The following is a 26,578-nucleotide window of genomic DNA, read 5'->3' on the forward strand; positions in this document are numbered from 1 at the left end:
TTACGTGATCGTTATCCGGTCCGGTGGCGCCGATCTGCTTCCATGGCCGCCATGGTGACCGAGATCCTGCTCGTCGCGGTCCTGCTGCTCCTCCTCGGGCAGCTCGCCGGAAGCCGGCGGCCCGGGCCCGAGGAGTACCGGCTGGCGGAGATCGAGCGGCGGCTGGACCTGGTGATGAGGCAGCTCGGCGTGACCGACCCCGGCCGGGAACTGCCCGAGGTGCACGCGCACCTGGCTCGGGGCGAGAAGATCAAGGCGATCGCCGCGTACCGCCGGGCGACCGGCGCGGACCTGCGCAGCGCCAAGGCCGCCGTGGAAGCCCTCGCCGGCCGCCGCTGACCGGCCGGCGACGGCCTCCACCCGGGGAGGACGGCGCCGCTCCGGGCCGGCCCGCAGGGTCCGCTCAGGCGCGCGGCCGGTCGCGGTCCTTGGAGGGCTGCACCCGCTTCGGCTCGCCGGGCATTTTGGGGTATTCCGGCGGGTACGGCATGTCGCCCTGCCCGGCGGCGGCGTCCCGCTCGGCCCAGTCGAGCAGCGGGGTGATGTCCCACGGGGCGTCGTCGATGCCGGCGTGCGGGTCGCCCCGCTCGGCGAACCGGGCCGGCACGCTGCCCAGGTGGAAGTCGTCCGGGTCGACGTCGGGCAGCTCGTCCCAGTCGACAGGGGTGGAGACGGTGGCCCGGCCGTTGGCCCGCAGCGAGTACGCGCAGGCGATGGTGCGGTCGCGGGCCATCTGGTTGAAGTCCACGAAGACCCGGCTGCCCCGCTCCTCCTTCCACCAGGCGGTGGTGACCAGTTCGGGGCGGCGCCGTTCCAGCTCCCGGGCCAGCGCGATGGTGGCCCGGCGCACCTCGACGAACGTCCAGCGTGGCTGGATGCGCAGGTAGACGTGCACGCCCCGGCCGCCGGAGGTCTTCGGCCAGCCGGTCACGCCCAGCTCGTCCAGGAGCCCGCGCAGCTCACCGGCGGCGGTGACCGCGTGGGTGAAGTCGGTGCCCGGCTGCGGGTCGAGGTCGATGCGCAGCTCGTCGGGGCGGTCGACGTCGGCGGCGCGCACCGGCCACGGGTGGAACACCACCGTGCCCATCTGCGCGGCCCAGGCCACGTGCGCGAGGTCGGCCGGACAGAGCTCGGCGGCCTTCCGGCCGCTGGGGAAGCTGATCTCCGCGGTCGCCACCCACGGCGGTACGCCCCGGGCCGGCACCCGCTTCTGGAAGAACGCCTCGCCCTCGATGCCCTCCGGGAAGCGCTGCAGGGTGGTGGGCCGGTCGCGCAGGGCCCGCATGATCCCCTCGCCGACCGACAGGTAGTAGTGGAAGACGTCCGCCTTGGTGAAACCGCGCTGCGGGAAGATCACCCGCTCGGGGCTGCTCAGCCGTACGGTGTGCCCGGCGACCTCGATCTCCTCGACTGCGGCCTTGCTGCCAGCCATTGGGCGACCCTATGCGATGCCACCGACGGCCGACGTACCGTTGACCGGTGAGTCTTTCCGACAATGAACTGCCCCGCACCGAGGACGAGTGGCGGGTCCGGCTGACGCCGGAGGAGTTCCGGGTGCTCCGCGAGGCCGGCACCGAACGCCCCTGGACCGGCGAGTACGTCGACACCAAGACCCCCGGCGTCTACCACTGCCGGGCCTGCGGGGCGGAACTGTTCCGCAGCGAGGACAAGTTCGACTCGCACTGCGGCTGGCCGAGCTTCGACGACGCCATCCCGGGCGCGGTCAAGGAGATCCCCGACAACACGCTCGGCATGCGGCGGGTCGAGATCCGCTGCGCCCGCTGCGACAGCCACCTGGGGCACGTCTTCGAGGGCGAGGGTTTCACCCCGAAGGACACCCGGCACTGCGTGAACTCGATCTCGGTCCGGCTGGAGCCGCAACAGGGCTGACGGCGCGCGGCCGCCGGCCGGTCAGAGCAGCAGGCGGCTGCCCTGCTCGTCGACCGCGTCGGCGGCCTCGTCGTCCAGCCACACGCCGCCGGTGGCCAGGTAGCGGAAGCGGTACTCCCCCGGGCCGAGCCGCACGGTCACCGTCCGGGTGCCGTCGCGGCGGGCCACCAGCTCGTGCCGGCCGGGCTGCCAGTCGTTGAAGCAGCCGACCACGCTGACCGTGCCGGGCGGGGTGTCCCGGGGCAGGCAGAAGGTGACCCGGGTCTGGTTGCCGAAGAGCTTGTTGCGCTTGATCACAGATCCTCCGGGGTTCGAGGCGGTCACCAGGGCTAACGCGCGACACGCCGGGGGCGACTCGCCGTCGAGCCGGATCAGGTTCGCCGGTTTCGGTTGCCGGGGTGTGTCCGTTGGCCGACCCTGGGATGACGGGTCCGTTTTCGGGGGGTTTCTTATGGCTACCTGTGAGGTCTGCGGCAACGACTACTGGATGGCGTTCGAGGTGCGCACGGTCAACGGGGCCACGCACACCTTCGACTCCTTCGAGTGCGCCATCAACAAGATGGCGCCGATCTGCGAGCACTGCCAGACGAAGATCGTCGGGCACGGGGTCGAGGTCTCCGGCCGGTTCTTCTGCTGCGCCCACTGCGCCCGCGCGGTCGAGGGCGCCCAGGGCGCCGAGGTGCGCGACGCGGTCGGCGCCCGCCCCGCCTGAGGCCGCCGGGGGACGGGCCTACCATCGCGGGATGCCTGTCGAGTCCCACCTGGCCAGCTTCGCCGAGCTGGACGCGCGCACCTTCCACGACCTGCTCCGGCTGCGCATCGACGTGTTCGTCGTGGAGCAGTCCTGCCCGTACCCGGAGCTGGACGGCCGGGACGTCGAACCCGGCACCCGGCACCTCTGGCTGACCCGGGACGGCGACGTGCTGGCGTACCTGCGGATCCTGGCCGACCCCGACGGCACGGCGCGGATCGGCCGGGTGGTGGTGGCGCCGGCGGCCCGCGGCGCGGGCCTGGCCGGCGCGCTGATGACGGAGGCCCTCGCGGTGGTGGGCGAGCGTCCGTGCGTGCTGGAGGCGCAGACCCATCTGGTCGGCTTCTACGCCGGCCACGGCTTCGCGGTCAGCGGCCCCGGCTACGTCGAGGACGGGATCCCGCACACCCCCATGCGGCGGGAGGGCCGCACCGCCGCCTGAGCAGACATTGACGGATACCGCCTTCCTGTGGCAGCGTGCCAGGCGGAGCCGCCACACGAGCCGCGGGAGGGGGCAACTCCCGCACCGTCCGGGCGTCGTACACCGACATCCCCACCCCGGAGGCTCACATGTCCACTCCGCACCGCCGCCGCGCCCCACTCGTGGCGGCGATCCTGAGCGTCTGCGCGGTCGTCGCGGCGCTGCTCACCACCGCGCTGTCCGGCCCGGCCTCGGCGCACGGGTCGGTGGTCGACCCGGCGTCGCGCAACTACGGCTGCTGGCAGCGCTGGGGCAGCGACTTCCAGAACCCGGCGATGGCCACCCAGGACCCGATGTGCTGGCAGGCCTGGCAGGCCGACCCGAACGCCATGTGGAACTGGAACGGCCTGTTCCGGGAGGGCGTCGCCGGCAACCACCAGGCCGCCATCCCGGACGGCCAGCTGTGCAGCGCCGGGCACACCGCCAGCGGGCGCTACAACGCCCTCGACACGGTCGGCGCCTGGAAGACCTCGCCGGTGACCAGCAACTTCCGGATCAAGCTGTACGACCAGGCCAGCCACGGCGCCGACTACATCCGGGTCTACGTGTCCAAGCAGGGCTACAACGCGTCGACCACGCCGCTGCGCTGGAGCGACCTGGAGCTGGTCGGCCAGATCGGCAACACCCCGGCCAGCCAGTGGACGCCGGAGTCGCAGGGCGTGTCGATCCAGGTGCCGGCGAACGCGCCGGGCCGGACCGGCCGGCACGTCGTCTACACCATCTGGCAGGCCAGCCACCTGGACCAGTCGTACTACCTGTGCAGCGACGTGGACTTCGGCGGCGGCTCGACCACGCCGCCCAGCACGCCGCCGCCGACCACCACCCCGCCGAGCACGCCGCCCCCGAGCACGCCGAACCCGGCCGGGGCGTGCACGGCGACGTACCGGATCACCGGGCAGTGGGGCGGCGGCTTCCAGGCCGAGGTGCAGGTGACCAACGGCGGGTCGCCGATCCGCGGCTGGTCGGTGAGCTGGAACTACGCCAACGGCCAGCAGGTCACCTCGGCGTGGAACGCCACGGTGAGCACCAGCGGAACGCTGGTCACCGCGCGCAACGCGGCCTACAACGGCACCCTGGCCGCGGGGGCGAGCACCACGTTCGGCTTCGTCGGCTCGTGGAGCGGGAGCAACCCGGCGCCCGGGATCCTCTCCTGCACGACGGTCGCCTGACCGCCGTCCGGCCGGGGTCGCGATCGGCGGCCCCGGCCGGGCGCGGGCTCAGACCAGGCAGGTGACGAAGTCGGCGATCGAGCGGCGGCGGCCCGTGTAGAAGGGGACCTCCTCGCGCACGTGCCGGCGTGCCCGGGAGGCCCGCAGGTCACGCATCAGGTCGACGATCCGGTGCAACTCGTCGGCCTCGAAGGCGAGCATCCACTCGTAGTCGCCGAGGGCGAACGAGGCCACCGTGTTGGCCCGCACGTCCGGGTAGCCGCGGGCCATCTTGCCGTGCTCGGCCAGCAGCTCACGCCGCTCGGCGTCGGGCAGCAGGTACCACTCGTACGACCGGACGAACGGGTAGACGCAGACGTAGGCCCGGGCCTCCTCGTCGGCCAGGAACGCCGGGATGTGGCTCTTGTTGAACTCGGCCGGCCGGTGCAGCGCCATCTGCGACCAGACCGGGGTCAGCGCCCGCCCCAGGGTGGTGCGCCGGAACCGCAGGTAGGCGTCCTGGAGCGCGTCACTGGAGGACGAGTGCCACCAGATCATCAGGTCCGCGTCGGCGCGCAGGCCGGCCACGTCGTACGTGCCGCGGATGGTGACGTCCTTGCCGGCCAGCTCCTCGAAGAGGGACTCGACCTCGGCGACGACGTTCTCGCGCAGCGACGGGAGCGGGCTGGTGGCCCGGTAGACCGACCACATGGTGTAGCGGATGGTCTCGTTGAGCTCCCGCAGCCGGGCCGCGTTGGTCTGCTCCGTCATGCTGCCGATCCCTCCAGTGCAGTGATGATCTCTTCGGCCGCCGCCTCGCCGGAGCGGACGCAGACCGGGATGCCGACGCCGTCGTAGCCGGCCCCGGCCAGGGCCAGCGTCGGGTGGGCGGCGCGCAGCGCCGTCCGGGCCGCCGCCACCCGGCCGAGGTGGCCGGGGGTGTACTGCGGCAGGGCCCCGCCCCACCGCTGCACGTGCCGGGCCACCGGGGTGGGCAGCGGCGTGCCGAGCACCTTCGACAGCTCCCGGTGCACCGTGGCCACCAGGTCGTCGTCGGTGAGCTGGAGCGAGGCCTCGTCGCCGTACCGGCCGACCGAGGCGCGGACCAGGGCGAGCCCGTCGGGCCGGCGCAGGTGGCCCCACTTGGTGGTGAAGAAGGTGGACGCCTTGATCAGCAGCCCCTCGGTGGCCGGCACCAGGAAGCCGGACAGCTCCGGCAGCTCCGGCTCGGGCAGGGCCATGGTGACCAGCGCGACGCTGGCGTAGTCGAGCCCCCCGACGGCCGTCGCGACCTCCGGGGCCGGGCCGGCGAGCAGCCGGGCGGCCGGGCGGGCCGGCACGGCGAGCAGCACCGCGTCCGCCTCGACGAACTCAGGATCGCGGGTGGGACCGACGGTGAGGCGCCAGCCGGTCGGGGTGCGGTGCAGCTCGCGGACGGCGGCGTCCCGGCGGATCGTCGCCCCGCTCTCCCGCGCCGCCGCCTCGACCAGCGTGCTGAGCCCGCCGGCCAGGGTGCCGAAGACCGGGGCGCCCGGGGCGCGGGGCGCGGCGGCCTGCGCGGCGCGGACCGCACCGACCAGGGTGTGCTCGACCCGGGCCGCCCGGGCCAGCGCCGGCATGGTGGTGACCAGCGACAGGTCGTCGGCTCGGCCGGCGTAGACGCCACCCAGCATCGGGTCCACCAGCCGGTCCACCACCTCGTCGCCGAGCCGGTCGCGGACCAGCGCGCCGACCGACACGTCGGCGTCCGGCGGGAGCAGCGGCGCGCCGCCGTCCCGGTCGGCCGCCGCGGCCGGCCGCGCCACCGCCGCCACCTTGTCCAGATCCCCGGGTACGCCCACCAGGGTGCCGCCCGGGACCGGGCGCAGCCCGCCGTCGACCACCAGGGCCGCCTGCCCGACGGTGGGGTGCACGATCGCCCCGGCCAGGCCGAGCCGGCGGGCCAGGGTCACCGCGGCCGACTCCCCGCCGGCCGGGTCGCGCATGAGGAACGACTCGGCGCCGAACTCGACCGGGCCGCCGGCCAGCTCACCGGTGCGCAGCTTGCCGCCGAGGCGGCCGGACTGCTCGTACACGGTGATCTCGGTGCCGGCGGGGGCCCGGTCGCGCAACCGGACGGCGGCGGCCAGCCCGGTGATCCCGCCACCGACGATCGCCACCCGCCACGGTCGCGCCATGGTCGTCCCTCCCTTACGCGGCCGGCCGCGCGGACAGCTCGTGCACCAGCGCGACCACCCGGGTCAGCACCTCGGGGTCGGTCTCCGGCAGCACGCCGTGACCGAGGTTGAACACGTGACCGGGGGCGGCCCGCCCCTCGTCGAGGATCCGGCGCACCGCGGCCTCCACCACCGGCCACGGGGCGAGCAGCACGGCCGGGTCGAGGTTGCCCTGCACGGCCTTGTCCGGGCCGATCCGGCGGGTCGCGACGTCCAGCGGCGTACGCCAGTCCACGCCGACCACGTCGGCGCCGGCCTCGCCCATCGCGCCGAGCAGCTCCGCGGTGCCCACCCCGAAGTGGATCCGGGGCACCCCGGCGCCGGCCAGGCCGGCGAGCACGTGGGCCGAGTGCGGCAGGACGTAGCGGCGGTAGTCGGCCTCGGAGAGCGCCCCGGCCCAGGAGTCGAAGAGCTGCACGGCGGAGACCCCGGCGTCGACCTGCACCCGCAGGAACGAGAGCGTCACCTCGGCGAGCCGCGCGCAGAGCGCGTGCCACAGCTCCGGGTCGCCGTACATGAGCGCCTTGGTCTTGGCGTGGGTGCGCGACGGGCCGCCCTCGACCAGGTAGCTGGCCAGGGTGAACGGCGCGCCCGCGAAGCCGATCAGCGGGGTGTCGCCCAGCTCGGCGACGAGCAGCCGGACGGCCTCGTCCACGTAGGACACGTCGTCCCGGCCGATCGGGTTGATCCGCTCGACGTCGGCGGCGGTGCGGACCGGCTCGGCCACCACCGGCCCGGTGCCGGGCACGATGTCCAGGTCGATCCCGGCGGCGGCCACCGGCACCACGATGTCGCTGAACAGGATCGCCGCGTCGACCCCGTGCCGGCGGACCGGCTGGAGGGTGATCTCGGTGACCAATTCGGGGCTCCGGCACGACTCCAGCATCGGCACGTTGGCCCGGATCTCGCGGTACTCCGGCAGCGACCGGCCGGCCTGGCGCATGAACCAGACCGGGGTGTGCGGGCCCGGCTCGCGCCGGCAGGCGCGGACGAACGGCGAGTCGGCCGGCCCGCCGCGGCGGGGTTCTCCGTCTCGGGCGGCAGTGCCCGTGGTGTCGGTGGTCATCGCGGCAATCGTGCCACGCGGCCGGGCGACCCCCGCCGCCACCGTCACCTTTTGTGACGTGAAAGGAAGGGCCCGTTGTTGACGCCCGCGGTGGAGATGGTTCCCCTTCGCACGCCCTCCCGGCCCGCATGATCGGAAACCGTCCGCCCGGCGCGCCGTCACCCCGCGCGGCGGGCGGCGGGCATAGGCTGCCGTCATGGCCCCCCCGATCGCGCTCCCGGAACCCTTCGCCCGCGCGGTCGCGGGGCTGCGATCGGTGACATGCCGCCCGGAGATCGTGCTGGAGGAGGTCGGCGCCCCGCAGCGCCTGGCCCCGTACGCGTTCGCGCTCTCCGCCGGTGTGCTGCGCGACGGCGACGAGGTGGCGACCGGCCGGCTCATCCTGCTGCACGACCCGGCCGGGCACGAGGCGTGGCAGGGCACCCTGCGGCTGGTCACCTACGTGACCGCGGAGCTGGAGGTCGACCTGGCCAGCGACCCGCTGCTGCCCGGCGTGGGCTGGACCTGGCTGACCGACGCGCTCGACGCGCAGGAGGCCCGCTACCGGGCCATCGGCGGCACCGTCACCCAGACGCTCTCCACCCGGTTCGGCGAGCTGGCCGGGCCGCCCGCCGCGGGCGACATCGAGATCCGCGCCTCCTGGACGCCGCTCAGCACCGACCTGGCCCCACACCTGCTCGGCTGGTGCACGCTGCTGGCCTCGACGGCCGGCCTGCCCCCACCCGGCGTGACCGCGCTCCCCACCCGCCGCCCCGCCGGCGCCGCCTGACCCCCTCCGCACCGTCGCGCCGCCACGGCGGTCGTCGCCGGCGGGACCGTCTCCTGGCGCCGCCACGGCGGTCGTTGCCGGTGGGACCGTCCCCTGGCGCCGCCACGGCGGTCGTTGCCGGCCGACACGGCGACGGGCCGCCCCGGGGTGTCCCCGGAGCGGCCCGTGCCGAGCCTGGTCAGAGGTAGTTCTCGGCCTCGTCGCAGACCTTGTCGAGGCCCTTGTTGGCGGCGTCGAAGGCCGCCTTGTCGCCCCGGGACGCCGCCGCGATGGCCGTGGTCAGCTTGTCCAGGCAGCTCGCGATGACCTTCTTCTGCCGGGCCTGCTCGTCCCGGTCGTTCTTGGTGCCGGTCAGGTCCTGCTGGGTGTCGGCGAGCTTGTCGCGGACCGTCTGGAGGTCGCCCTTGAGCTTGTCGATCTCCTGCCGGTTCGCGGTGATCGTGCCGTCCCGCTGGCTGACCTGCTGCTCGGCCTTGTGCAGCTTGCCGTTGGTGGTGACGTACAGGCCGGTCATCACACCGCCCAGGACCAGCAGCAGCCCGGCGACGATGCCCAGGATGAGGGCGGCCCGCCCCTTGCCGCCGCTCGCCGCGGGTGCCCCGTAGGGCGGCACCGGGCCGGGCGGGGCGGACATCGGGTAGCCCGGCGCGGAGACCGGCGGGGCCGACATCGGATAGGCCGGCGGGACGGAGGTCGGCGGGGCCGACATGGGCTGCGGGTAGCCCGGCGCGGAGCCGGCGCCGGAGACCGGCGGGACGGAGGTCGGCGGGGCCGACATGGGCTGCGGGTAGCCGGGCGCGGAGCCCGGGCCGCCCGGCGGCGGGACCGGGGCGGCGCCCGGCGCGTACTGCCCGGGAACGGGCGCGGTGGGCTGGGGCAGGGTGGGATCGGGCTGGGGCGCCCCGTACTGCGGGGGCTCGGGCTGGGCCGACCCGTACTGCTGGGGCGCGGGCTGGCCCCCGTACGGGCTGCCGTACACGGTGCCCCCCGGCGGCTGGGGCGGGTAGCCGCCCGCTCCGGTCGGTGGCTCGGACATGTCTCTTCCTCCAGGTTTGCTGGTCCCCCGCGGGGTGGCCCGTCAGGGCCGGGGTCTGCGGTCGGCGTGGCCGGGCCTACGCCTTCGACGGTGCGGGCCGGGGTCGGGCCACCGGCGGCGCGCCGGTCAGCAGAGCTTGAACCGGTCGCACGCGGTCTTGATCGGCACGGCCAGGCCGATGCCCTCGGCGTCCCGGGCCTTGGCCGTGGCGATCCCGACGACCTCCTTGGAGCCGTTGATCACCGGCCCGCCAGAGTTGCCGGGGTTGATCGGGGCGTCGAACTGGATCACGGGGCCGGAGCCGCCCTCGTCCTTGCGGAACGCGCTCACCACACCGGTGGTGACGCTGTCCTGGAGGCCGAGCGGCGCGCCGACCACCACGATCTGCTGACCTGACTTGACCGGCGTACGCGCCGCGACCAGGCCGGTGAACTTCGCGGTGGTGCGCAGGTGGGCGAGGTCCTTGTCCTTGTCGACCTCGACGATGGTCGCCTCGAACCGCTGGTCGGTGCGCTCCAGGAAGACCTTGCGCTCGCCGGCGGCGAAGACCGACTCGACGACGTGGAAGTTGGTGAGCAGCGTGGTGCCGCCACCGGCGGGAGCCTTGCCGATGGCGAAGGCCGTGCCGGTGAACTGGCCGGCCCGGACCCGGAACACGCTGGGCAGCACCGCGCTCGCCACGGCCTCTGGGTTGAACGCGGCACCGGCCTGCTTCTCCAGGACCCCCGCCCGCTCCTCCAGGCCGTCGAGCCGGCCGGCGTCCGCGCCCTGCGCCTCGGCCAGCCGCCGGTCGGTGGCAGCGAGCCGGTCGTCCAGCCGGTGGATCTGGTACGCCTGCACGCCCGCCACCAGGGCCAGGACGCCGGCCAGGACGAGCGCCACCACCGACAGCCGACGCCCCCGCCCGGACCTCTCGGCCTGACCGCCGGACGGTCCGGCCAGCGCCGACCCGACGGCCGGCTGCCCGGGGTAGGCCGGGCCGGACGAGGGCTGACCCGGGTAGGCCGGGCTGGACGGCTGGCCCGGGTAGGCCGGGCCCGAGGCCGGCTGGCCCGGGAAGGACGGGGCGGAGGTCGGCTGGCCCGGGTAGGCCGGGCCGGACGCCGGTGCCAGGTAGGACGCACCGGCGGTGGCCTGGGCCGGGTAGGTGGACGCCGGCTGGCCCGAGGGTGCGGGCGCGGCGGCGGGGTTCGAGGCCGGGTGGGCGGCCGTTCCGGCCGGGCCGGCGAACTGTCCGGGGACGGTCGGCTGCCCCGGCGCGGCGCCGGGCTGTGCGGGTGGCCAGCCGCCGGGGGTGCGGGGAGCGGGCGCGGCCGGGCCGCCCCACTGGCCGCTGCTCGGCGCCGCCGACCAGGTGGCCCGGGCACCCGACTGGTCGGCGCCCGGCGCACCGCCTGCCCCCTGGGCGGCGGGCGCGGAGCCGAAGCCGGTGCCGGGTGCGGAGCCGTGGCCCGCGCCGGGTGCGGCCGGCGGGAAGCCGGGGGCGGGGTTCGGGGTCGGCGCGCCGGGGTAGCCGGCCGGCTGGCCGGGGACCGCGGCGTGGCCGGTGGGCGGGACGATGCGCGGCGGCAGGGGCCCCGGCCGGTCGGCTCCGGCCCGTCCCTGGTCGGCCGTCTCGTCGCCCGGCCCCGGCACGCCGTCACCGGCCCCGTAAGCGCCCGTCATATCGCCCTGTCCTCCCCCGTGACCGCCCCGCAGACGCCAGCCGACAGCCCTCGAGGCCGTCCGCGGCTCGATGGACCGTACCTGCGTGAACGGGGTTTGTCTTCCCCGATGTCCGACCCTGCCATCCCGGCGCAACCCGACCCTGTCACGCCATCTCCCGGACATCCCGCCGACACGCGCCCGACCGGCTGCGCACACCGGATCGCCCGGCGCACTAGGGTTGTCAGGTGACCGACGAACCACCCCTGCGCCGTCGGGCCGCCGAAAGCCGTATGGACGAGGCCTCGCCGCATCCGTCGTCGGCCGCGCCGGAGCCGGCGGACGCGGGGACCGAACCCACCGCCGGCGGCCCTGTCCCGCTGACCGCCCCGCGCGAGGGCACACCCGCGCCGGTGGCCGCTCCGAGCGCGCTCGACGAGGTCGTGGCGCGCTTCGCGGCCGGCACCGGCCCGGTGGCCCTGGACGCCGAGCGTGCCTCGGGCTACCGCTACAGCCAGCGCGCCTACCTCGTGCAGCTCCGCCGGGCGGGCTCCGGCACGGCACTGATCGACCCGCTGCCGCTGCCCGACCTCTCCGCGCTCGACGAGGCGATCGCCGAGGCCGAGTGGGTGCTGCACGCGGCCAGCCAGGATCTCGCCTGCCTCGCCGAGCTGGGGCTGCGCCCGCGCCGGCTGTTCGACACCGAGCTGGCCGCCCGGCTGGCCGGCTTCGAGCGGGTGGGCCTGGCCGCGCTGACCGAGCAGTTGCTCGGCTACAGCCTGGAGAAGCACCACTCCGCGGCCGACTGGTCGAGCCGGCCGCTGCCGGAGTCCTGGCTGACGTACGCGGCGCTGGACGTGGAGCTGCTGGTGGACCTGCGCGACGCCCTCGACGAGGAGCTGGACAAGCAGGGCAAGTCGGCGTGGGCGGCGGAGGAGTTCGCCGCGCTGGTGCGCAACGGCGCCCGCCCGCCCCGGGTGCGCGCCGAGCCGTGGCGCCGCACCTCGGGCATCCACCGGGTACGCGGCGCGCGGGCGCAGGCCCGGGTCCGCTCCCTGTGGTACGCGCGGGACCAGATCGCCGCGCGGCGGGACGCCGCCCCGGGCCGGGTGCTGCCGGACTCGGCCATCGTGGCCGCCGCCGAGCTGGACCCGAAGGACGAGAAGACCCTGCTGACCCTTCCCGGTTTCGGCGGCCGTTCGGTGCGCCGGCTGGCGCGTACCTGGTTGGCGGCCCTGGACGAGGCGCGCCAACTGCCGGACGACTCCCTGCCGGTGGCCCCGGTGGTGGAGGGGCCGCCCCCGCCGCACCGGTGGGCGGAGCGGGACCCGGTGGCCGCCGGCCGGCTGGCCCGCTGCCGGGAGGTGGTCGTCGGCACCGCCGCCGCCCACAACCTCCCCGCCGAGAACCTGATCGCCCCGGACTACATCCGCCGCCTGGCCTGGCAGCCCCCCGAGGAGATCACCGACGACACGGTCGCGGAAACCCTCCGCACCTTCGGCGCGAGGGAATGGCAACTAACCCTCCTCCTCCCAGCCCTGACAAAGGCCCTCCACCTCCCCACGTCCTGACCCCCCTTCTGCCGGTTGATCAAGAAGTTTGCGTCAGCAGGACGCCGGTTCCCGACGCAAACTTCTTGATCAACGGGAGCCGGTCGGGTGTGGGGTTGGACACACGGGGGGTGGTGTCGGGTTTGGTTACTGGCGAGTAGCATCCGGGGAAACGCCAGTGCCGGCTAGGAGGCTCCAAGTGCCCCGTGAAGTTCGGGATGTCGTCTTCGTCGACGGCGTCCGCACCCCGTTCGGCAAGGCGGGTGGCATGTACGCCAACACCCGCGCCGACGACCTGGTGATCCGCTGCATCCGCGAGCTGATGCGGCGCAACCCGCAACTGCCGCCGGAGAAGGTGGAGGAGGTCGCCATCGCGGCCACCACCCAGATCGGCGACCAGGGCCTGACCATCGGCCGCACCGCCGCCCTGCTGGCCGGCCTGCCCAAGACGGTGCCCGGCTTCGCCATCGACCGGATGTGCGCCGGCGCGATGACCGCCGTCACGACCGTGGCCAGCGGCATCGCCATGGGCGCCTACGACGTGGCCATCGCCGGCGGCGTCGAGCACATGGGCCGCCACCCGATGGGCGAGGGCGTCGACCCCAACCCGCGGATCATCGCGGAGAAGCTGGTCGACCCGTCCGCGCTGGTCATGGGCGCGACCGCGGAGAACCTGCACGACCGGGTCCCGCACATCACCAAGGAGCGCACCGACGCGTTCGCGCTCGCCTCGCAGCAGAAGACCGCCAAGGCGTACGCCAACGGCAAGCTCCAGGGCGACCTGGTGCCGGTGGCGATCCGCGACCCGGAGGCCGGCTGGGGCCTGGCCACCACCGACGAGGCTCCCCGGGAGACCTCACTGGAGAAGCTCGCCACCCTCAAGACCCCGTTCCGCCCGCACGGCAAGGTCACCGCGGGCAACGCGGCCGGCCTGAACGACGGCGCCACCGCCGCGCTGCTGGTCGCCGAGGAGACCGCCCGCGAGCTGGGCCTGCCGATCGGCATGCGGCTGGTGTCGTTCGGCTTCGTCGGCGTCGAGCCCGAGGTGATGGGTGTCGGCCCGATCCCGTCGACCGAGAAGGCGCTGCGCATCGCCGGCCTGAGCATCGACGACATCGGCCTGTTCGAGCTGAACGAGGCGTTCGCCGTGCAGGTGCTGGCCTTCCTCGACCACTTCGGCATCGCCGACGACGACCCGCGGGTCAACCCGTGGGGCGGCGCGATCGCCATCGGTCACCCGCTCGCCTCCTCCGGCGTCCGGCTGATGACCCAGCTCGCCCGGCAGTTCGCCGAGCACCCCGAGGTCCGCTACGGCCTCACCGCCATGTGCATCGGCATCGGCATGGGCGGCACCGTGATCTGGGAGAACCCGCACTGGGAGGGTGGAGACAAGTGAGCCTCGCCGCACCGAACGAGGTCGTCACCAGGGCGCTGCTGCGCCAGGTGAACGTACCGGGGCTGGACCGTCCCGCCGCCCTCATCACCCTGGACAACGGTTTCGACCACACCAAGCCGAACAGCTTCGGCCCGGGCGGCCTGACCAGCCTGGACGAGGCGATCACCGCCGCCCTGGCCGCGAACCCGGCGTTCATCGCGGTCACCGGCAAGCCGTACATCTTCTGCGTGGGCGCGGACATCACGAGCCTCCCGCAGCTGGAGAACCGCGAGCAGGCGCTGGAGGTCGGCCGGCTCGGCCACCGGGTCTTCGCCCGGCTCAAGGACAGCGAGGTCCCGACCTTCGCCTTCGTCAACGGCGCGGCGATGGGCGGCGGCCTGGAGCTGGCCCTGCACTGCCACTACCGGACCCTGTCGGCGGGCGCGGCGGCCCTGGCGCTGCCCGAGGTCTCGCTCGGCCTGGTCCCCGGCTGGGGCGGCACCCAGCTGCTGCCGAACCTGATCGGCATCCCGGCGGCGACCCAGGTGATCCTGCAGAACCCGCTGATGCAGAACAAGATGCTCAAGCCGAAGCAGGCGGCCGAGATGGGCATCGCGGACGTGCTGCTGGAGCCGGCCGACTTCCTGGAGCGGTCCCTGGAGTGGGCCGCCGGCGTGGTCAAGGGCGAGGTCACCGTGACCCGGCCCGAGGTCGACAAGGACATGTGGGCGGGCGTGCTCTACTTCGCCCGGCAGACCCTCGACCAGCGCCTGCACGGGGCGGTCCCGGCCGCGTACAAGGCGCTGGACCTGCTGGAGACCGCGAAGGACGCGGACTTCGCCACCGGCACGGCGGCCGAGGACGAGGCCCTGGCCGACCTGGTCTTCTCCGAGGAGCTGCGCAGCGGCCTCTACGCCTTCGACCTCGTGCAGCGGCGGGCCAAGCGGCCGGCCGGCGCGCCGGACAAGGGCCTGGCCCGTCCGGTCACGAAGGTGGGCATCGTGGGCGCCGGCCTGATGGCCAGCCAGCTCGCCCTGCTCTTCGCCCGCCGCCTTCAGGTGCCGGTCGTCATGACCGACCTGGACCAGTCCCGGGTGGACAAGGGCGTCGGCTACGTGCACACCCAGATCGAGAAGGCCGTCAGCAAGGGCCGGATGGACAAGGGCACCGCGGCCAAGCTGTACGGCCTGGTCAGCGGCTCGGTCGACAAGTCCGTCTTCGCCGACGCCGACTTCGTCATCGAGGCCGTCTTCGAGGACCTCGGCGTCAAGAAGCAGGTCTGGGCCGAGCTGGAGAAGATCGTCAAGCCGGAGGCGGTGCTCGCCACCAACACCAGCTCGCTGTCCATCACCGAGATGGCCGCCGACCTGGAGCACCCCGAGCGGGTGGTCGGCTTCCACTTCTTCAACCCGGTCGCCGTGCTGCCGCTGCTGGAGATCGTCCGCGGCGAGCGGACCGACGACGCCACGCTGGCCACCGCGTTCGCGGTCGGCAAGCAGCTCAAGAAGTCCAGCGTGCTGGTCAAGGACGCCCCGGCGTTCGTGGTCAACCGGCTGCTGACCCGCTTCCTCGGCACCGTCTTCGCCGCCGTCGACCAGGGCACCCCGCTGGACGTGGCGAACAGCGCACTGGACCCGCTGGGCCTGCCGATGCGCCCGCTCGCCCTGCTCCAGCTGGTCGGCCCGGCCGTGGCGTACCACGTGGGCGGCACCCTGCACGCCGCCTTCCCGGACCGGTTCGGCGTCAGCGAGAACCTCAAGCGGATCGCCGACTCGGGCCAGCCGATCGTGGTCGACGACCAGGTCAACGAGGACGTCGCCAAGCTGCTCGTGGTCGGCGACCAGCCGCTGACCGCCGAGCAGGTCCGGCAGAACGCGCTGGACGCGCTGGCCGAGGAGATCCGGCTCATGCTCGACGAGGGCGTCGTCGCCGAGGCGCAGGACATCGACCTGTGCATGATCCTCGGCGCGGGCTGGCCGTTCCACCTGGGCGGCGTCACGCCGTACCTGGACCGGACCGGCACCTCCGAGCGGGTCACGGGCCGCCGCTTCCTGCCCCGCGGGGTCGCCAGCCTCCGCTGACAACCCCAGCTCGGCGCGTCTGACACCGCGCGGCGACCTGGAGCCGTCAGCCTGACCCCGCCGCTCCCCACGATCGCGGTGGCCGGCCGTCCCTCCCGGACGGTCCGGCCACCGCGATCGGCGTTTCCGCCCCGAACCGGTCACGGCGGCCACCGGGTTGTCACCGGCCGGACACCCTGCGCCCACCGCCGGGACACCGCCCGGACGGCCCGGTCACGACCCGGTTCCGGTTTCGTCACGTCGGCAGCGGGCGGACCATGCCGTGTCGGTGTCGCTCGCTACGATCACGCGTCCGGATTTCTTACAGGAGCTGACACCATGTCCCAGCCGCCGTCCAGTCCCTACCCCGGTTCCTACCCCCCGCCACACCAGCAGCCCGGCGGCTACCAGCCGCCGCAGCAGCCCCAGTACGGCGGCGGCTACCCGCCGGCTCCCCAGCAGCAGCCGCAGTACGGCGGCGGCTACCCGGAGACCAACCAGCCCGGCCAGCAGTACGGCGGCGGCTACCCGGAGACCAACCAGCCCGGCCAGCAGTACGGCGGCGGCTACCCGGGGACCAACCAGCCCGGCCAGTACGGCCAGCAGTACGGCGGCGGCTACGTCGAGACCGGCCAGCCCGGCTACGGCGCCCCGGCCCCGCTGCCGCCGAAGAAGAAGTCGAGCGCCGGCAAGATCGTGCTGATCGTGCTGGCCGTCGTGCTGGTGCTCTGCGTGGGCGGTGGCGCCGCCATCTGGTTCGCCGCGAAGGACGAGGTCGGCGAGGTTGTCACGGCCACCAAGACCCGCCTGGAGGAGCCCGCCACGCTGGCCGGCCGGCCGAAGGTCACCGAGCCGCAGCTCCAGCAGGCCGCCACGCAGATGAAGTCGGAGATCGCCAAGGACGTCCCGAACGCCACCAGCACGGTCGGCGCCTTCTACGGCGAGCCGGAGAAGAAGGACCTGGTCATGATCGCCGGCGCCTCCGGCGTCATCGCGGACCCGAAGAAGGAGATGGCGGACGCCATCACGGCGATCACCCCCGAGCTGGGCGCCAAGGAGTTCAAGACGGTCAACGCCGGCCCGCTGGGCGGCGACGCCAAGTGCGGCGACGGCAAGACCGAGGACATCCCGGTGGCCGTCTGCATCTGGGCCGACAAGGGCAGCCTGGGCATGGTGGTGGTCTACTTCAAGTCCGCGGCCGAGATCCAGTCGGAGTTCGTCACGATGCGCGGTGAGATCGAGAAGCAGGGCTGAGCCCCCGCAGACCCGGAGGACCGGGCCCCCGCCGTGCGGCGGGGGCCCGGTCCCGTTTCACCGGTCAGGCCGACGCGGCCCGCTCGGCCGGGCTGCGGCAGACGCAGAACTCGTTGCCCTCGGGGTCGGCGAGCACCACCCAGCCGGTGCCGTCCGGCCGGCGTTGGTCGGCGACCAGGGTGGCTCCGAGGTCGCGCAGCCGCGCCACCTCCTCGTCCCGGGTCCCCTCGGCCGCGTGCACGTCGAGGTGGAACGCGCCCTTGCCGTGCCGCTCCCCCACCGAGACGAAGAGCAGGTCGGGGCCGTGGCCGTCGGGCGCGACGAGGACCGCCTCCGGGTCGCCGGGGTGGTCGTCGTCGTGCAGCTTCCGGTCGAGCACCCGGGCCCACCAGCTGGCCAGGGCGTACGGGTCGTCGGTCTCGACGGTGACGCAGTGGATCTGTGCACTCACGGTGCTTTCCTCCTGGATCGGAGTGCGCCCCGCGGGAGTGAAGAAGGTCAGCGGGGGTCGCGGGGCGCGGAACGGTTCACGGTGAACATCGACCACACCCCCTTCCACACGTCGGGCTGACGGAACTGATCATGTCACCAGCCGGGGGCGAGGACAAGCCGGCCCGGCCCCGCGAGGCGGGACCGGGCCGGCAGAAAACCGGTCACGGGCCGACGAAGACCGCCTTCGCCCGCCAGTCGACGCCGTCCACCGCCGGGCCGCTGCGCACGGTGAACGCCGCGACGGGCGCACCGCCCGCCCAGTCCGTGGCCGACAGCTCGCCGGTACTGCGGTTGACCTTGTAGAGGGTGCTGCCGGCCAGGAAGACCGACCCGGCGTCGGCGAAGCCGCTCGCCCCGGCGACGGTGAACTTCTCCGCGCCCACCACACCGCTGTCCGGGCTGAACCAGCGCCAGAACAGGCCGCCCTGCCCGGCGAGGGTGTAGTAGAGCCGGCCGCCGCTGTAGAACATGCCGGTGACGTTGGGGATCTCGGGATAGAAGTTGTTCGTCACCCCGGCGTACGTCTGGCCGGCCGGGCCGGAGTCGGTCTCCACCGCGTCCCAGTAGGCGTCGTGGTACGGGTCGACCGCCGACGCGGCGCCGAAGGTGGATCCGTTGAAGGTGCGCCGCCACAGCGACCCGTTCATCCCGTAGAAGAGCGTGCCGCCGACCCAGAACGCGCCCCGCGCGGTGGACCACGCGGTGCCGTCCGGGACCGCCACCGGGGCGGGCGCGCCGACCGTGGTGACGCCGTCGTACGACCGGACCTGCACCTCGTTCCCGGTACCCGCGGGCGGGGCGCCGGTCTTGACGATCTCGATGCCGTCGACCAGCGGGTTCTCCACCACGTGCCGGAAGTCGACGTTGATCGTGCCGTCGCTGACCACGGTGAACGTCCGCATGGTGCCCACGTTGTGCCCGACGCTGGCGGAGAGGTCGAGGTCGTCCAGGACGGTCGTACCCTCCAGGGCCACGTCGAAGACCCGGGACCCGGTGGCGGCGGTGCCGTCGTACCGGTTGGCCAGGTAGAGCCGGACCTGGACCTCGGTGCCCGCGGGCACCGGGAACTGCCAGCTCATCTCCGGGTCGCCGGCGGGGTCCCAGCGCTCGTCGCTGTAGAGCGCGGCCGGCGTGCCGGCCGGCACGGTGGCGTCCACGGCGCCCACCGGCGCGAAGCCCGCGGTGCTGCTGCCGGCGTTGTGGTACGGGCTGGGGTTGCCGCCGTCGTCGGCCGCCCAGTCCGGTCCGCTGTCCGTCGAGGCGACCAGCGGGCCACCCGCGTTGACCCGGTGCAGCACGTTCGTGGGCGCCGGGACACCGGCCTGGTACACGTTCCCCGGGAGGGTGGCCGTGGTGGTCGGGTGCGGCGCCGCGCCGCCGGTCAGCGGGAAGAACGCGATCCGCTCCCGCCGGTACTGGAAGTTGCCGATCCACGAGGTGTCCGAGCCGACCCAGAGGCCGGTCGGGGTGACCAGCATCTCGGAGGCGCCGATGCCGCGCGGGTGCCGCCCAGGGTTCCAGGACAGCGGCAGGCCGGTGCGCGGGTCGAGGGCCGCGATGCTGGCCCGCCCGACCGCGCCGGCCTGGGCGGAGTCGCCGCCGAAGCTGTTGTTCAGCCAGCGGAAGTGGCCACCGACGTAGACCGCCTGCTCGCTGATGCCGACGGAGAGGTACGTGTCGCCTCCGGTGTAGTCGACCCAGGTCGGCTGGAGGTCCGTGCCGGTCGCGCCGGCCTCCCAGCGGGCGGCGGCGTCGCAGAGCGTGCCGCCGTTCGGCGCGCCGGTGGTCACCACCACGAAGTAGCTGCCGTCCGGGGCGAACGCGATGTCCCGCATGTACGAGTCGAACGCCCACCAGGCGCAGCGCGGGGTGTACCGGTTGGTGTTCCAGTCGGCCACGGTGGCCGTGGTGGCGCCCAGGTCCAGCTTGACGATCTGGTCGTGCAGCACCCCGTCGGCCTTCTTGAAGTTGCCGATCACGACGAGCTTCGTGCCGTCCGGGGAAACGGCCAGCTTCTCGGCCCCGACGCCGGCGTTCGCGCCGCTGACCCCGTCGTAGTTGTGGTGCTCGGTGAGCGCGGTGGTGAGGTAGCCGTCCACCGCCCCGGTGCTCGCGTTGAGCGAGGCGAGGCCGCCGCGCGGGTTGGGGTTGCCGGCCGTGGTGAAGATGCCGCCGACCAGCAGCCGGCCGCCGACCAGGGCGACGTCGTTGACCAGCCCGTTGAACGCCGGGCCGGCGAAGCTGGTGACCACGGCGCCGGTGGCGACGTTGAGCAGGGCCACCTTGCGCCGGGTGACGCCGTTGACGGTGTTGAACTTGCCGGCCACGAAGACCGTCCCGGCGGTGGGTCCGGCGACCACCGCGTACACCTCGTTGTCGACGGTCGGCGCGAAGGCGGTGTCCATCGTGCCGGTGGCCTTGTCGAAGGCGAGCAGGTAGTTGCGGGTGATGTCGACATCGGACCCGCGGTTCTGCACCCGGGTGAACGAGCCGGCCACGATGATCTTCGTGCCGGCGTCGTGGATCGCGTTGACCGTGCCGTCCATGATGTCCGGCGAGGCGGTGGAGGGCGTCGCTCTGACCAGCGTGCCGTGGTCGGGCGCGGCGCCGGCGGGACCGGCCGGGGCCAGCCCGGCGGCGGTGAGCGCGACGGCGGCGAGGGCCGCGAGGACACGGCGCCCGAGGGCCGAGGGGTGGGTCACTGGCAGCTCCGGAGGATGGTGCGGACAGGCGTGTCGCAGCAATCACCCTGGGCCACCCGTCACGCGCCGTCCAGCACCGGCCACGCTTTCTGCCCGACCACCGTGGCGCTCCCGCCCGACCACCCGGGGCGGGCGGACGGGACAGCCGGGCCGGCCGCACGAACAGGTGGCTGCCCATGGTGGTTCGGCGGGCGGCGGCCGTCAGGTCGGCGGCGCGGCGCGTACCGTCGGACGGCCGCGCGGACGCCGATCGGTCCCTCAGGTGGCGGCGGGGGCGTCGGCCGACGGCAGGGTGACGGTCACCTCCAGGCCGCCGCCCGGCTGGGCGACCGCCTTCACGGTGCCGCCGTGCGCGTCGCACACCGCGCGCACGATGGACAGTCCGAGGCCGGAGCCGCGGGCGCCGGTGCGTTCCTGCCCGCCGCGCCGGAACGGCTCGAACAACCCCGGCACGTCGGCGGGGGCGACCTCGAAGCCGGTGTTGCCGACCACCAGCCAGGACCGCTGCCCGTCGGCGCCGGTGCGCACCCAGAGCCGGCCGTGCAGGTGGTTGTAGCGGACCGCGTTCTCCACGAGGTTGCCGGCGAGCCGGTCGAGCAGGCCGGGGTCGCCGACCACCGGGGCCGGCCGCAGCGAGGTGTGCACCTTCAGGCCGATCCGCTCGACCTCGCGGGCCATCGCGGAGAGTGCGTTGGCGGTGCCCACGGCGAGGTCGAACTCGGTGCGGCGGGCCAGCCGGCCGCCCGTCTGCGCCTCGCTGCGGGCCAGCACCAGCAGCGCGTCGACCAGCCCGTTGGCCCGTTCCGAGGCGTCCCGGACCACGCTGGCCATCCGGCGGTACTCGGCGAGGTCCGCCTCGTCGTCGCTGAGCGTCACATCGATCTCGGTACGCATCACCGCGAGCGGGGTCCGCAGCTCGTGCGAGGCGTTGGCCACGAACCGCTTCTGCGCCTCGAACGCGGCGCTGATCCGGTCCAGCATGGCGTCGAAGGTCTCGGCCAGCTCGGCCACCTCGTCGTTCGCGCCGGACCAGCCGATCCGCTCGTCCAGGGTGGTCTCGCCGAGCCGGCGGGCGGTGGCGGTGACCTGGTGCAGCGGGCGCAGCGCCCGGCCGGCCACCGCGTACGCGCCGGCGACACCGACCATGCTGATCGCCACCAGCGCCACCAGGCCCTTGACCAGCAGTTCGTCCGAGGCGGCGTCGATCAGTCGCCGCTGCCACTGCCCGGCGTCGAGGGTGCGGCCGTCGGCGAGCACCACCGTGCTGCCGGGCAGCAGCTCGTCGGTGGGGCGCAGCGCGTCCCGGACCAGCAGCCAGGCCAGCAGCACCAGGATCGCTCCGGCGCCGACCAGCAGCACCCCGTTGAGCAGGGTGAGCCGCAGCCGCAGGGTGGGCCGCAACCGGGTACGCCCGCTCATGCGGGAACCTCGCCGATCCGGTAGCCCGCGCCGACCACCGTCTCGATGAGCGGCGGGTCGCCGAGCTTCTTGCGCAGCGTCATCACGGTGACCCGGACGATGGTGGTGAACGGGTCGGTGTTCGCGTCCCAGACCCGCTCCAGCAGCTCCTCGCTGGAGACCACCGCGCCGCGTGCCTTGATCAGCTCGGCCAGCACACCGAACTCCTTGTTGGTCAGGTCGACCGGCTCGCCCCGGCGACTCACCACCCGGCGGGCCGGGTCCAGCACCAGGTCGGCCACCTCCAGCACCGGCGGGGCGGCCGGGGTGGCCCGCCGGCCCAGCGCCTGCACCCGGGCGACCAGCTCGTCGAAGGCGAACGGCTTGGGCAGGTAGTCGTCGGCGCCGAGCTGCAACCCCTCCACCCGGTCGGCGACCGTGCCGCTGGCGGTCAGCATCAGCACCCGGGTCAGCGCCCCGGAGGCGACCAGGTCGGCGCAGATCCGGTCGCCGTGCACGCCGGGCAGGTCCCGGTCCAGGATCACCACGTCGTAGCGGGTGACGAAGGCGGCCTCGTGCCCGGCGTCGCCGTCGTAGGCGACGTCGACCGCCATCCCGCGCTTGCGCAGCCCGCGCGCGATCGCGTCGGCGAGGTTGCGCTCGTCCTCGACCACCAGTACCCGCATCCCGGCCTCCCGCCTCGTGACCTCCCACAACCTAGTGCCGGCCGCCAAGCCCTCCCGCGCCCACCGTCGTTGCAAAAAATCTTCGGGTACGCGATGCTCGCCGGCAGCGAGCGACAACGCCCGGCCACCGGCCCGGGTCCGAGCCGACGGGAGCCCGCATGACCGCTGTCGACCCCGGCCGGGACGTGACGTACCACCGCTTCCGCTTCCCGGCGGACCTGCGCCTGGGCACCGCCGCCGGGGTGGCCGCCGGCCCGGACGGGCTGGTGCTCGACGCGCCTGCCGACCGGGTGGAGCACACCGACCCGCACTCCGGCGACACGTCCGGGTACGACGCGGCGACCTGGACCTCCCCCGTCGTGCCGGTCGGCTTCGCCGCCGCCGAACTGGTCCCCTCCTGGACCGCCGACACCCCGCCCGGCTGCTGGCTGCGGGTGGAGTTGCGCGGCTGGGCCGGGGACGCCGCCACCACCGGCTGGTACGAGCTGGGCCGGTGGGCCGCCGACGACACCGCCATCCACCGCTCGTCGGTGCCCGGCCAGGCGGACGGCGCGGCCCGGGTCGCGGCCGACACGCTGGTCGTGACGGGCGCGACGGTCACCGGCTGGCAGGTCCGGGTCACCCTGCTGCGCCGCCCCGACGCCCCGGCCGGCCCGGTGCTGCGCACGCTCGGCGTGGTCGCCTCGGCCGGCGACGCCCCCGGCCCGCCGGCCACCCGGGCGGGCGCGCCCGGCGGTCCGGTCACCGTGCCGGCCCCGCGGCCCGGCACGGCCGGCGACGCTCGGGGCCGGGTGCTGGACGTGCCCCGCTACGCGCAGCGGCTGCACGCCGGCGGGGAGACCCGCTGGGGCGGCGGCGGGGACTCCTGGTGCAGCCCCACCTGCGTCTCGATGGTGCTCGACTTCTGGGGCGCCGGCCCCACCCCGGACCGGTACGCCTGGGTCGCCCCGCCCGGCCCCCGGCCCGTGGTGGTGCACGCCGCCCGGCACTGCTACGACCACGCGTACGCGGGGGCCGGGAACTGGGCGTTCAACACCGCGTACGCGGGGCTGCACGGGGTGGACGCCTTCGTCACCCGGCTGCGCTCGCTGGCCGAGGCGGAGCGGTTCGTGGCCGCCGGCATCCCGCTGATCGTCTCGGCCGCCTTCACCCGGGGGCAGGTGCCCGGGCTGGACTACGACACCCGGGGGCACCTCATCGTGCTGGTCGGTTTCACGGCCGACGGCGACCCGGTGCTCAACGACCCGTACGCGCCGGACGACGAGGGGGTCCGCCGGACCGTGCCCCGGGCGGCGTTCGAGGCGGCCTGGCAGGGCGGCAGCGGCGGGGTCGTCTACGTGGTGCGGCCGGAGTCGGTGCCGCTGCCCCCGGCGCCCGCGCAGGCCAACTGGTGACTCACCGGCCCACCGGCCAGATCGTCAGCCCACCCGACGGGCGCAGGCAGACCAGCGCCGTGCCCGAGTCGGCGCACTCGTCCCAGGAGCCGGGCAGCACGGCCCGGTTCCGGGCCTCCCCGGCCGCCACGTCCAGCGCGCCGACCAGCGTCCGGTCGCCGGTCAGCCGGCGCAGCCCGAGCAGCCGGGTGGGGTCGCTCTCGAAGCCCGTGGTGCGCCAGCGGCCGAGCCGGGCGACGGCGCGGCCGGTGGCCGGGTCGAGCACCGACAGCTCCAGCTCCAGCCCGACGCCGGGCTCGGCGCCGAGCAGCCGGCCGCCGACCGGCGCCATCCCGACCCACTGGTCGTCCACCCAGCGCGGTTGACCGGTGGCCGGGTCGAGGGCGCGTACCCCGCCGACCTGGTCGCGGATGCACAGCATCCCGGCGCACTCGACGAACCAGACCCCGGCGCGGGGCTCCACCGGCACGTTCCAGCGCCGGTCCAGCCGGTCCAGCCCGTACGCGGTGACCGTGCCCGGCGCGCCGTCGACCAGCAGCAGGTCGGCCACCACCTGGGTGAACCGGTAGGAGACCCGGTCCGCGGCCGGCGGCACCCGGCCGGCGTGCACCAGCGCGCCGGAGTCCGCGTCGTGCACCTCCACCCGGCCGTCCGGGGTGACCAGCACGATCTGCGTCACCCCCCGGTCGCCCGTCCGGTACGCCACCCCGTTGCTGGGCAGCGGCAGCGACCAGCGCACCGCCCCCGAGACCGGGTCGACGGCCAGGACGGTGCCGGTCCCGGCGGCGCGCGGGGTCTCGAACAGCACGCCGCCCGACCCGGTCGACACCGGGTAGCCGGACTGCCGCCAGCGCACCGCGCCGGTCGCCGGGTCGAGCAGGGTGGAGATGGTGTCGCCGGCCCCGGCCGGGCTGCTCGTCACCAGCAGCCCGCCGGCCACGGTGCCGAGCCCGAGCACGTGGTCGCCGGCCGGCAGGATGAACCGCCACAGCGGCTCCCCGCCGGGCAGCCGGTGCCCGGTGACCACCCGACCGCCCTGGCCGACCGTGCCCGGACCGTCGGCCACCACGAGCCGACCCGCCACGACCAGGAAGATGGCGCCCTGCGGGGCGGGCACCCGGATCCCCGCCGGCGGCCGGGCCGGCGGGGTCGCGCCGGCCAGGGTCAGCAGCGCGAGGCAGCCGGCCGCCACCACCCGGGCCACCCGGCCCGGGGGCCGGGCCGGCGCGGGAGCCGGCTCGTCGGCCTCCTCGCCGTGCCGCATCTCACCCAGCTCGATGACCGGGCTCACGGCAGCCGCCACAGCCCGAAACCGCCGTTCGTATGGCGGCAGACGACCAGCTTCGCGCCCATCCGGCAGTCACCGACGGCGCCGACCAGCACCTCGCGCACCTCGGGGCGGGCACCGGCCGGGTCCAGCTCGACGAGGAGCAGGCGGCTGTTCCTTATCCGCCGGACGCCGAACAGCCGGCCGTCGAACTCGTCCTGCTGCACCACTTCCCAGACGCCGAGGTCGGCCACCAGCCGGCCGGTGGCCTCCTCGACCACCGCGAGGGCGGTTCCGCTTCCGGTGTCCGGGGCCACGCCCGTGGTTACCAGGAACCGGCCGCCGGCGGCCGCCAGCGTTCCCGCCCACCGGTCGTCGGTCCACCGCACCGCGCCGGTGGCCGGATCGAGCGCCCACATCCCGCCGGTCTGCTTGCTCGCGCAGAGCAGGTTGCCGCACCGCTCCGCGTAGCCGACCAGCGGGAGCGCGGCCGTCCAGCGCCGCTGGAGGGTGTCCAGGTCGTAGCCGGTGACGCTGCTGCCCGCGTCCCCGATCACCAGCAGCATCCGGGCGGCGAGCAGGGTGCGCTGCCGGGTGGGCAGGTCGCCGGGGCGCAGGTCACGGGCGACCAGCCGGGCGCCGCTGACCGCGTCGTAGACGGCGGTCTCGCCGGCGGCCGGCAGGTAGACCAGCCGGTCCACGCCGGACGGGCCGAAGCTGAGTTCGACGTCGTCCGGCGTGCCGGGCGCCGACCACAGGGTGCGGCCGTCGCTCACCGCCACCCGGCGGATCGGCTGCCGGCCCGTCACCTCGGGCACCTGCATGAGCAGGGCCTCGCCGGCCGGGAAGCCCACCCCGGGCTGGCTCCAGCTCACCCGGCCGGTGCGGGCGTCGAAGCCGACCGTCTCGTACACGGAGTCGTCGCCGGTCCGCCCGACGAGCAGGACCGTGCCGTCCTGCTCCCACACCGCGGTGGCCGTGCCCGCCCCCGGGAGCAGGGTCCGCCACAGTGTCCGGGGTGGACCGGAGCCGGCCCGGTACGCGACGAGCTGCCGGCCCACGCCGAGCTGCGGGTCGGGCGGCTGGACCACGTACACCCGGTCGCCGGAGACGAACGCGACGGCCGCGGGGCTGCCGGCCAGGGTGCGGGCGGCGGGCCGCGCCGGCGGGGCCGCGGCGGCGAGCGTGACCAGCGCCACGAGCAGCACCACGAGGCTCCGGAACGGGCGGCCGGCGGCCCGGGGACGGCGCCTCGCCGGGCGCGGCGGGGCGCCGTCGCGCAGCTCACCCAGATCGATGACGGTCACGACCATCCTCTCTCCGCGCCGCCGCACCGGCGGCCCGGCCGTGACCGGTACGACGACGTGCCGCCTGTACGATGGCCCGTCGTGGCCGTGCC

At 74.8% G+C, this 26,578-nt stretch carries 24 protein-coding genes; 11 read left to right on the forward strand and 13 right to left on the reverse strand.

Annotated features, from left to right (window positions below):
• The first annotated feature begins 51 nt into the window (after positions 1-51).
• Positions 52-339 (forward strand): hypothetical protein, encoded by a 288-nt coding sequence (locus IEY96_RS05365; protein ID WP_229791411.1) that lies wholly within the window; start codon positions 52-54, stop codon positions 337-339.
• 64 nt (positions 340-403) lie between these two features.
• Here IEY96_RS05365 and ligD read toward each other — a convergent pair whose 3' ends face one another.
• A complete protein-coding gene (gene ligD, locus IEY96_RS05370; protein WP_189193687.1) occupies positions 404-1,432 on the reverse strand; it encodes a non-homologous end-joining DNA ligase in 1,029 nt (342 codons plus the stop codon).
• 47 nt (positions 1,433-1,479) lie between these two features.
• Between ligD and msrB the strand changes: the two genes are divergently transcribed.
• Positions 1,480-1,890 carry a peptide-methionine (R)-S-oxide reductase MsrB gene (gene msrB / locus IEY96_RS05375; RefSeq protein ID WP_189193688.1) on the forward strand — a complete coding sequence of 137 codons (411 nt, stop codon included), beginning with the start codon at positions 1,480-1,482 and terminating at the stop codon, positions 1,888-1,890.
• A 21-nt stretch (positions 1,891-1,911) separates the two neighbouring features.
• Here the strand turns inward: msrB and IEY96_RS05380 are convergent, their stop codons facing one another.
• Entirely contained in the window at positions 1,912-2,187 is a 276-nt protein-coding gene (locus tag IEY96_RS05380; RefSeq protein WP_148427919.1) for an isoamylase early set domain-containing protein, read from the reverse strand.
• Positions 2,188-2,341: 154 nt separating this feature from the next.
• Between IEY96_RS05380 and IEY96_RS05385 the strand changes: the two genes are divergently transcribed.
• From IEY96_RS05385 to IEY96_RS05395, 3 genes are all read left to right on the forward strand, one after another.
• Complete coding sequence (locus tag IEY96_RS05385) at positions 2,342-2,602, forward strand: metallothionein (protein WP_189193689.1); 261 nt, start codon at positions 2,342-2,344, stop codon at positions 2,600-2,602.
• A 31-nt stretch (positions 2,603-2,633) separates the two neighbouring features.
• A complete protein-coding gene (locus IEY96_RS05390) occupies positions 2,634-3,083 on the forward strand; it encodes a GNAT family N-acetyltransferase (protein WP_189193690.1) in 450 nt (149 codons plus the stop codon).
• Between the two features lie 128 nt (positions 3,084-3,211).
• Entirely contained in the window at positions 3,212-4,291 is a 1,080-nt protein-coding gene (locus IEY96_RS05395) for a lytic polysaccharide monooxygenase auxiliary activity family 9 protein (RefSeq protein ID WP_189193691.1), read from the forward strand.
• Positions 4,292-4,339: 48 nt separating this feature from the next.
• On the opposite strand, the gene hemQ is transcribed toward IEY96_RS05395, so the two are convergent.
• Genes hemQ through hemE form a run of 3 tightly spaced genes read right to left on the reverse strand, consistent with a single transcriptional unit; the run spans position 4,340 to position 7,552 of the window.
• A complete protein-coding gene (gene hemQ, locus IEY96_RS05400; protein WP_189193692.1) occupies positions 4,340-5,041 on the reverse strand; it encodes a hydrogen peroxide-dependent heme synthase in 702 nt (233 codons plus the stop codon).
• Positions 5,038-6,447, reverse strand: a complete 1,410-nt coding sequence (gene hemG, locus IEY96_RS05405; RefSeq protein ID WP_189193693.1) for a protoporphyrinogen oxidase — start codon at positions 6,445-6,447, stop codon at positions 5,038-5,040. The genes hemQ and hemG overlap by 4 nt, the downstream gene beginning before the upstream one ends.
• 13 nt (positions 6,448-6,460) lie before the next feature.
• Positions 6,461-7,552, reverse strand: a complete 1,092-nt coding sequence (hemE, locus tag IEY96_RS05410) for a uroporphyrinogen decarboxylase (RefSeq protein WP_189193694.1) — start codon at positions 7,550-7,552, stop codon at positions 6,461-6,463.
• Between the two features lie 196 nt (positions 7,553-7,748).
• On the opposite strand from hemE, the gene IEY96_RS05415 reads away from it, so the two are divergent.
• Entirely contained in the window at positions 7,749-8,321 is a 573-nt protein-coding gene (locus IEY96_RS05415) for a DUF3000 domain-containing protein (RefSeq protein ID WP_189193695.1), read from the forward strand.
• Between the two features lie 178 nt (positions 8,322-8,499).
• On the opposite strand, the gene IEY96_RS05420 is transcribed toward IEY96_RS05415, so the two are convergent.
• Together IEY96_RS05420 and IEY96_RS05425 are read right to left on the reverse strand one after the other, a co-directional pair.
• Positions 8,500-9,357, reverse strand: a complete 858-nt coding sequence (locus tag IEY96_RS05420) for a hypothetical protein (RefSeq protein WP_189193696.1) — start codon at positions 9,355-9,357, stop codon at positions 8,500-8,502.
• A 126-nt stretch (positions 9,358-9,483) separates the two neighbouring features.
• Positions 9,484-11,022 (reverse strand): trypsin-like peptidase domain-containing protein, encoded by a 1,539-nt coding sequence (locus IEY96_RS05425; protein ID WP_189193697.1) that lies wholly within the window; start codon positions 11,020-11,022, stop codon positions 9,484-9,486.
• A 227-nt stretch (positions 11,023-11,249) separates the two neighbouring features.
• Here IEY96_RS05425 and IEY96_RS05430 point away from each other — a divergent pair, with 227 nt between their 5' ends.
• The 4 genes from IEY96_RS05430 to IEY96_RS05445 all read left to right on the forward strand — a co-directional run bounded on the left by IEY96_RS05430 (position 11,250) and on the right by IEY96_RS05445 (position 17,240).
• On the forward strand, positions 11,250-12,572 hold the full coding sequence (locus IEY96_RS05430; protein WP_189193698.1) for a ribonuclease D: 1,323 nt from the start codon (positions 11,250-11,252) through the stop codon (positions 12,570-12,572).
• A 178-nt stretch (positions 12,573-12,750) separates the two neighbouring features.
• Positions 12,751-13,947: a thiolase family protein gene (locus tag IEY96_RS05435; protein WP_189193699.1), complete on the forward strand. Its 1,197-nt coding sequence runs from the start codon at positions 12,751-12,753 to the stop codon at positions 13,945-13,947.
• Positions 13,944-16,007, forward strand: coding sequence for a 3-hydroxyacyl-CoA dehydrogenase NAD-binding domain-containing protein (locus tag IEY96_RS05440; protein WP_189193700.1), 2,064 nt, complete (start codon positions 13,944-13,946; stop codon positions 16,005-16,007). The genes IEY96_RS05435 and IEY96_RS05440 overlap by 4 nt, the downstream gene beginning before the upstream one ends.
• Positions 16,008-16,325: 318 nt before the next feature.
• Positions 16,326-17,240, forward strand: a complete 915-nt coding sequence (locus IEY96_RS05445) for a hypothetical protein (RefSeq protein WP_189193701.1) — start codon at positions 16,326-16,328, stop codon at positions 17,238-17,240.
• A 64-nt stretch (positions 17,241-17,304) separates the two neighbouring features.
• On the opposite strand, the gene IEY96_RS05450 is transcribed toward IEY96_RS05445, so the two are convergent.
• The 4 genes from IEY96_RS05450 to IEY96_RS05465 form a co-directional block, all read right to left on the reverse strand.
• Positions 17,305-17,691 carry a VOC family protein gene (locus IEY96_RS05450; RefSeq protein WP_189193702.1) on the reverse strand — a complete coding sequence of 129 codons (387 nt, stop codon included), beginning with the start codon at positions 17,689-17,691 and terminating at the stop codon, positions 17,305-17,307.
• Between the two features lie 202 nt (positions 17,692-17,893).
• Positions 17,894-20,434, reverse strand: coding sequence for a malectin domain-containing carbohydrate-binding protein (locus IEY96_RS05455; protein WP_189193703.1), 2,541 nt, complete (start codon positions 20,432-20,434; stop codon positions 17,894-17,896).
• Between the two features lie 258 nt (positions 20,435-20,692).
• The gene (locus IEY96_RS05460; RefSeq protein WP_189193704.1) at positions 20,693-21,853 is read right to left on the reverse strand and encodes a sensor histidine kinase; all 1,161 of its coding nucleotides are present in this window, start codon (positions 21,851-21,853) and stop codon (positions 20,693-20,695) included.
• Positions 21,850-22,518, reverse strand: coding sequence for a response regulator transcription factor (locus tag IEY96_RS05465; RefSeq protein WP_107078369.1), 669 nt, complete (start codon positions 22,516-22,518; stop codon positions 21,850-21,852). The genes IEY96_RS05460 and IEY96_RS05465 overlap by 4 nt, the downstream gene beginning before the upstream one ends.
• Positions 22,519-22,676: 158 nt before the next feature.
• Between IEY96_RS05465 and IEY96_RS05470 the strand changes: the two genes are divergently transcribed.
• Complete coding sequence (locus tag IEY96_RS05470; protein WP_189193705.1) at positions 22,677-23,912, forward strand: C39 family peptidase; 1,236 nt, start codon at positions 22,677-22,679, stop codon at positions 23,910-23,912.
• Position 23,913: 1 nt separating this feature from the next.
• On the opposite strand, the gene IEY96_RS05475 is transcribed toward IEY96_RS05470, so the two are convergent.
• Positions 23,914-25,203: an outer membrane protein assembly factor BamB family protein gene (locus IEY96_RS05475; protein WP_189193706.1), complete on the reverse strand. Its 1,290-nt coding sequence runs from the start codon at positions 25,201-25,203 to the stop codon at positions 23,914-23,916.
• Positions 25,200-26,486, reverse strand: coding sequence for an outer membrane protein assembly factor BamB family protein (locus tag IEY96_RS05480; protein ID WP_189193707.1), 1,287 nt, complete (start codon positions 26,484-26,486; stop codon positions 25,200-25,202). Before IEY96_RS05480 ends, IEY96_RS05475 begins: the two co-directional genes overlap by 4 nt.
• Positions 26,487-26,578 lie beyond the last annotated feature (92 nt).

It is taken from the genome of Micromonospora fulviviridis (genome assembly GCF_014648395.1).
Lineage (GTDB): Bacteria > Actinomycetota > Actinomycetes > Mycobacteriales > Micromonosporaceae > Micromonospora > Micromonospora fulviviridis.

Bases quoted from the DNA above. Each gene is read 5' to 3' on its own strand.
- IEY96_RS05365 (WP_229791411.1), top strand. From the start codon at position 52: ATGGTGACCGAGATCCTGCTCGTCGCGGTCCTGCTGCTCCTCCTCGGG.
- ligD (WP_189193687.1), bottom strand. From the start codon at position 1,432: ATGGCTGGCAGCAAGGCCGCAGTCGAGGAGATCGAGGTCGCCGGGCAC.
- IEY96_RS05385 (WP_189193689.1), top strand. From the start codon at position 2,342: ATGGCTACCTGTGAGGTCTGCGGCAACGACTACTGGATGGCGTTCGAG.
- IEY96_RS05390 (WP_189193690.1), top strand. From the start codon at position 2,634: ATGCCTGTCGAGTCCCACCTGGCCAGCTTCGCCGAGCTGGACGCGCGC.
- IEY96_RS05395 (WP_189193691.1), top strand. From the start codon at position 3,212: ATGTCCACTCCGCACCGCCGCCGCGCCCCACTCGTGGCGGCGATCCTG.
- hemQ (WP_189193692.1), bottom strand. From the start codon at position 5,041: ATGACGGAGCAGACCAACGCGGCCCGGCTGCGGGAGCTCAACGAGACC.
- hemG (WP_189193693.1), bottom strand. From the start codon at position 6,447: ATGGCGCGACCGTGGCGGGTGGCGATCGTCGGTGGCGGGATCACCGGG.
- hemE (WP_189193694.1), bottom strand. From the start codon at position 7,552: ATGACCACCGACACCACGGGCACTGCCGCCCGAGACGGAGAACCCCGC.
- IEY96_RS05415 (WP_189193695.1), top strand. From the start codon at position 7,749: ATGGCCCCCCCGATCGCGCTCCCGGAACCCTTCGCCCGCGCGGTCGCG.
- IEY96_RS05420 (WP_189193696.1), bottom strand. From the start codon at position 9,357: ATGTCCGAGCCACCGACCGGAGCGGGCGGCTACCCGCCCCAGCCGCCG.
- IEY96_RS05425 (WP_189193697.1), bottom strand. From the start codon at position 11,022: ATGACGGGCGCTTACGGGGCCGGTGACGGCGTGCCGGGGCCGGGCGAC.
- IEY96_RS05445 (WP_189193701.1), top strand. From the start codon at position 16,326: ATGTCCCAGCCGCCGTCCAGTCCCTACCCCGGTTCCTACCCCCCGCCA.
- IEY96_RS05460 (WP_189193704.1), bottom strand. From the start codon at position 21,853: ATGAGCGGGCGTACCCGGTTGCGGCCCACCCTGCGGCTGCGGCTCACC.
- IEY96_RS05465 (WP_107078369.1), bottom strand. From the start codon at position 22,518: ATGCGGGTACTGGTGGTCGAGGACGAGCGCAACCTCGCCGACGCGATC.
- IEY96_RS05470 (WP_189193705.1), top strand. From the start codon at position 22,677: ATGACCGCTGTCGACCCCGGCCGGGACGTGACGTACCACCGCTTCCGC.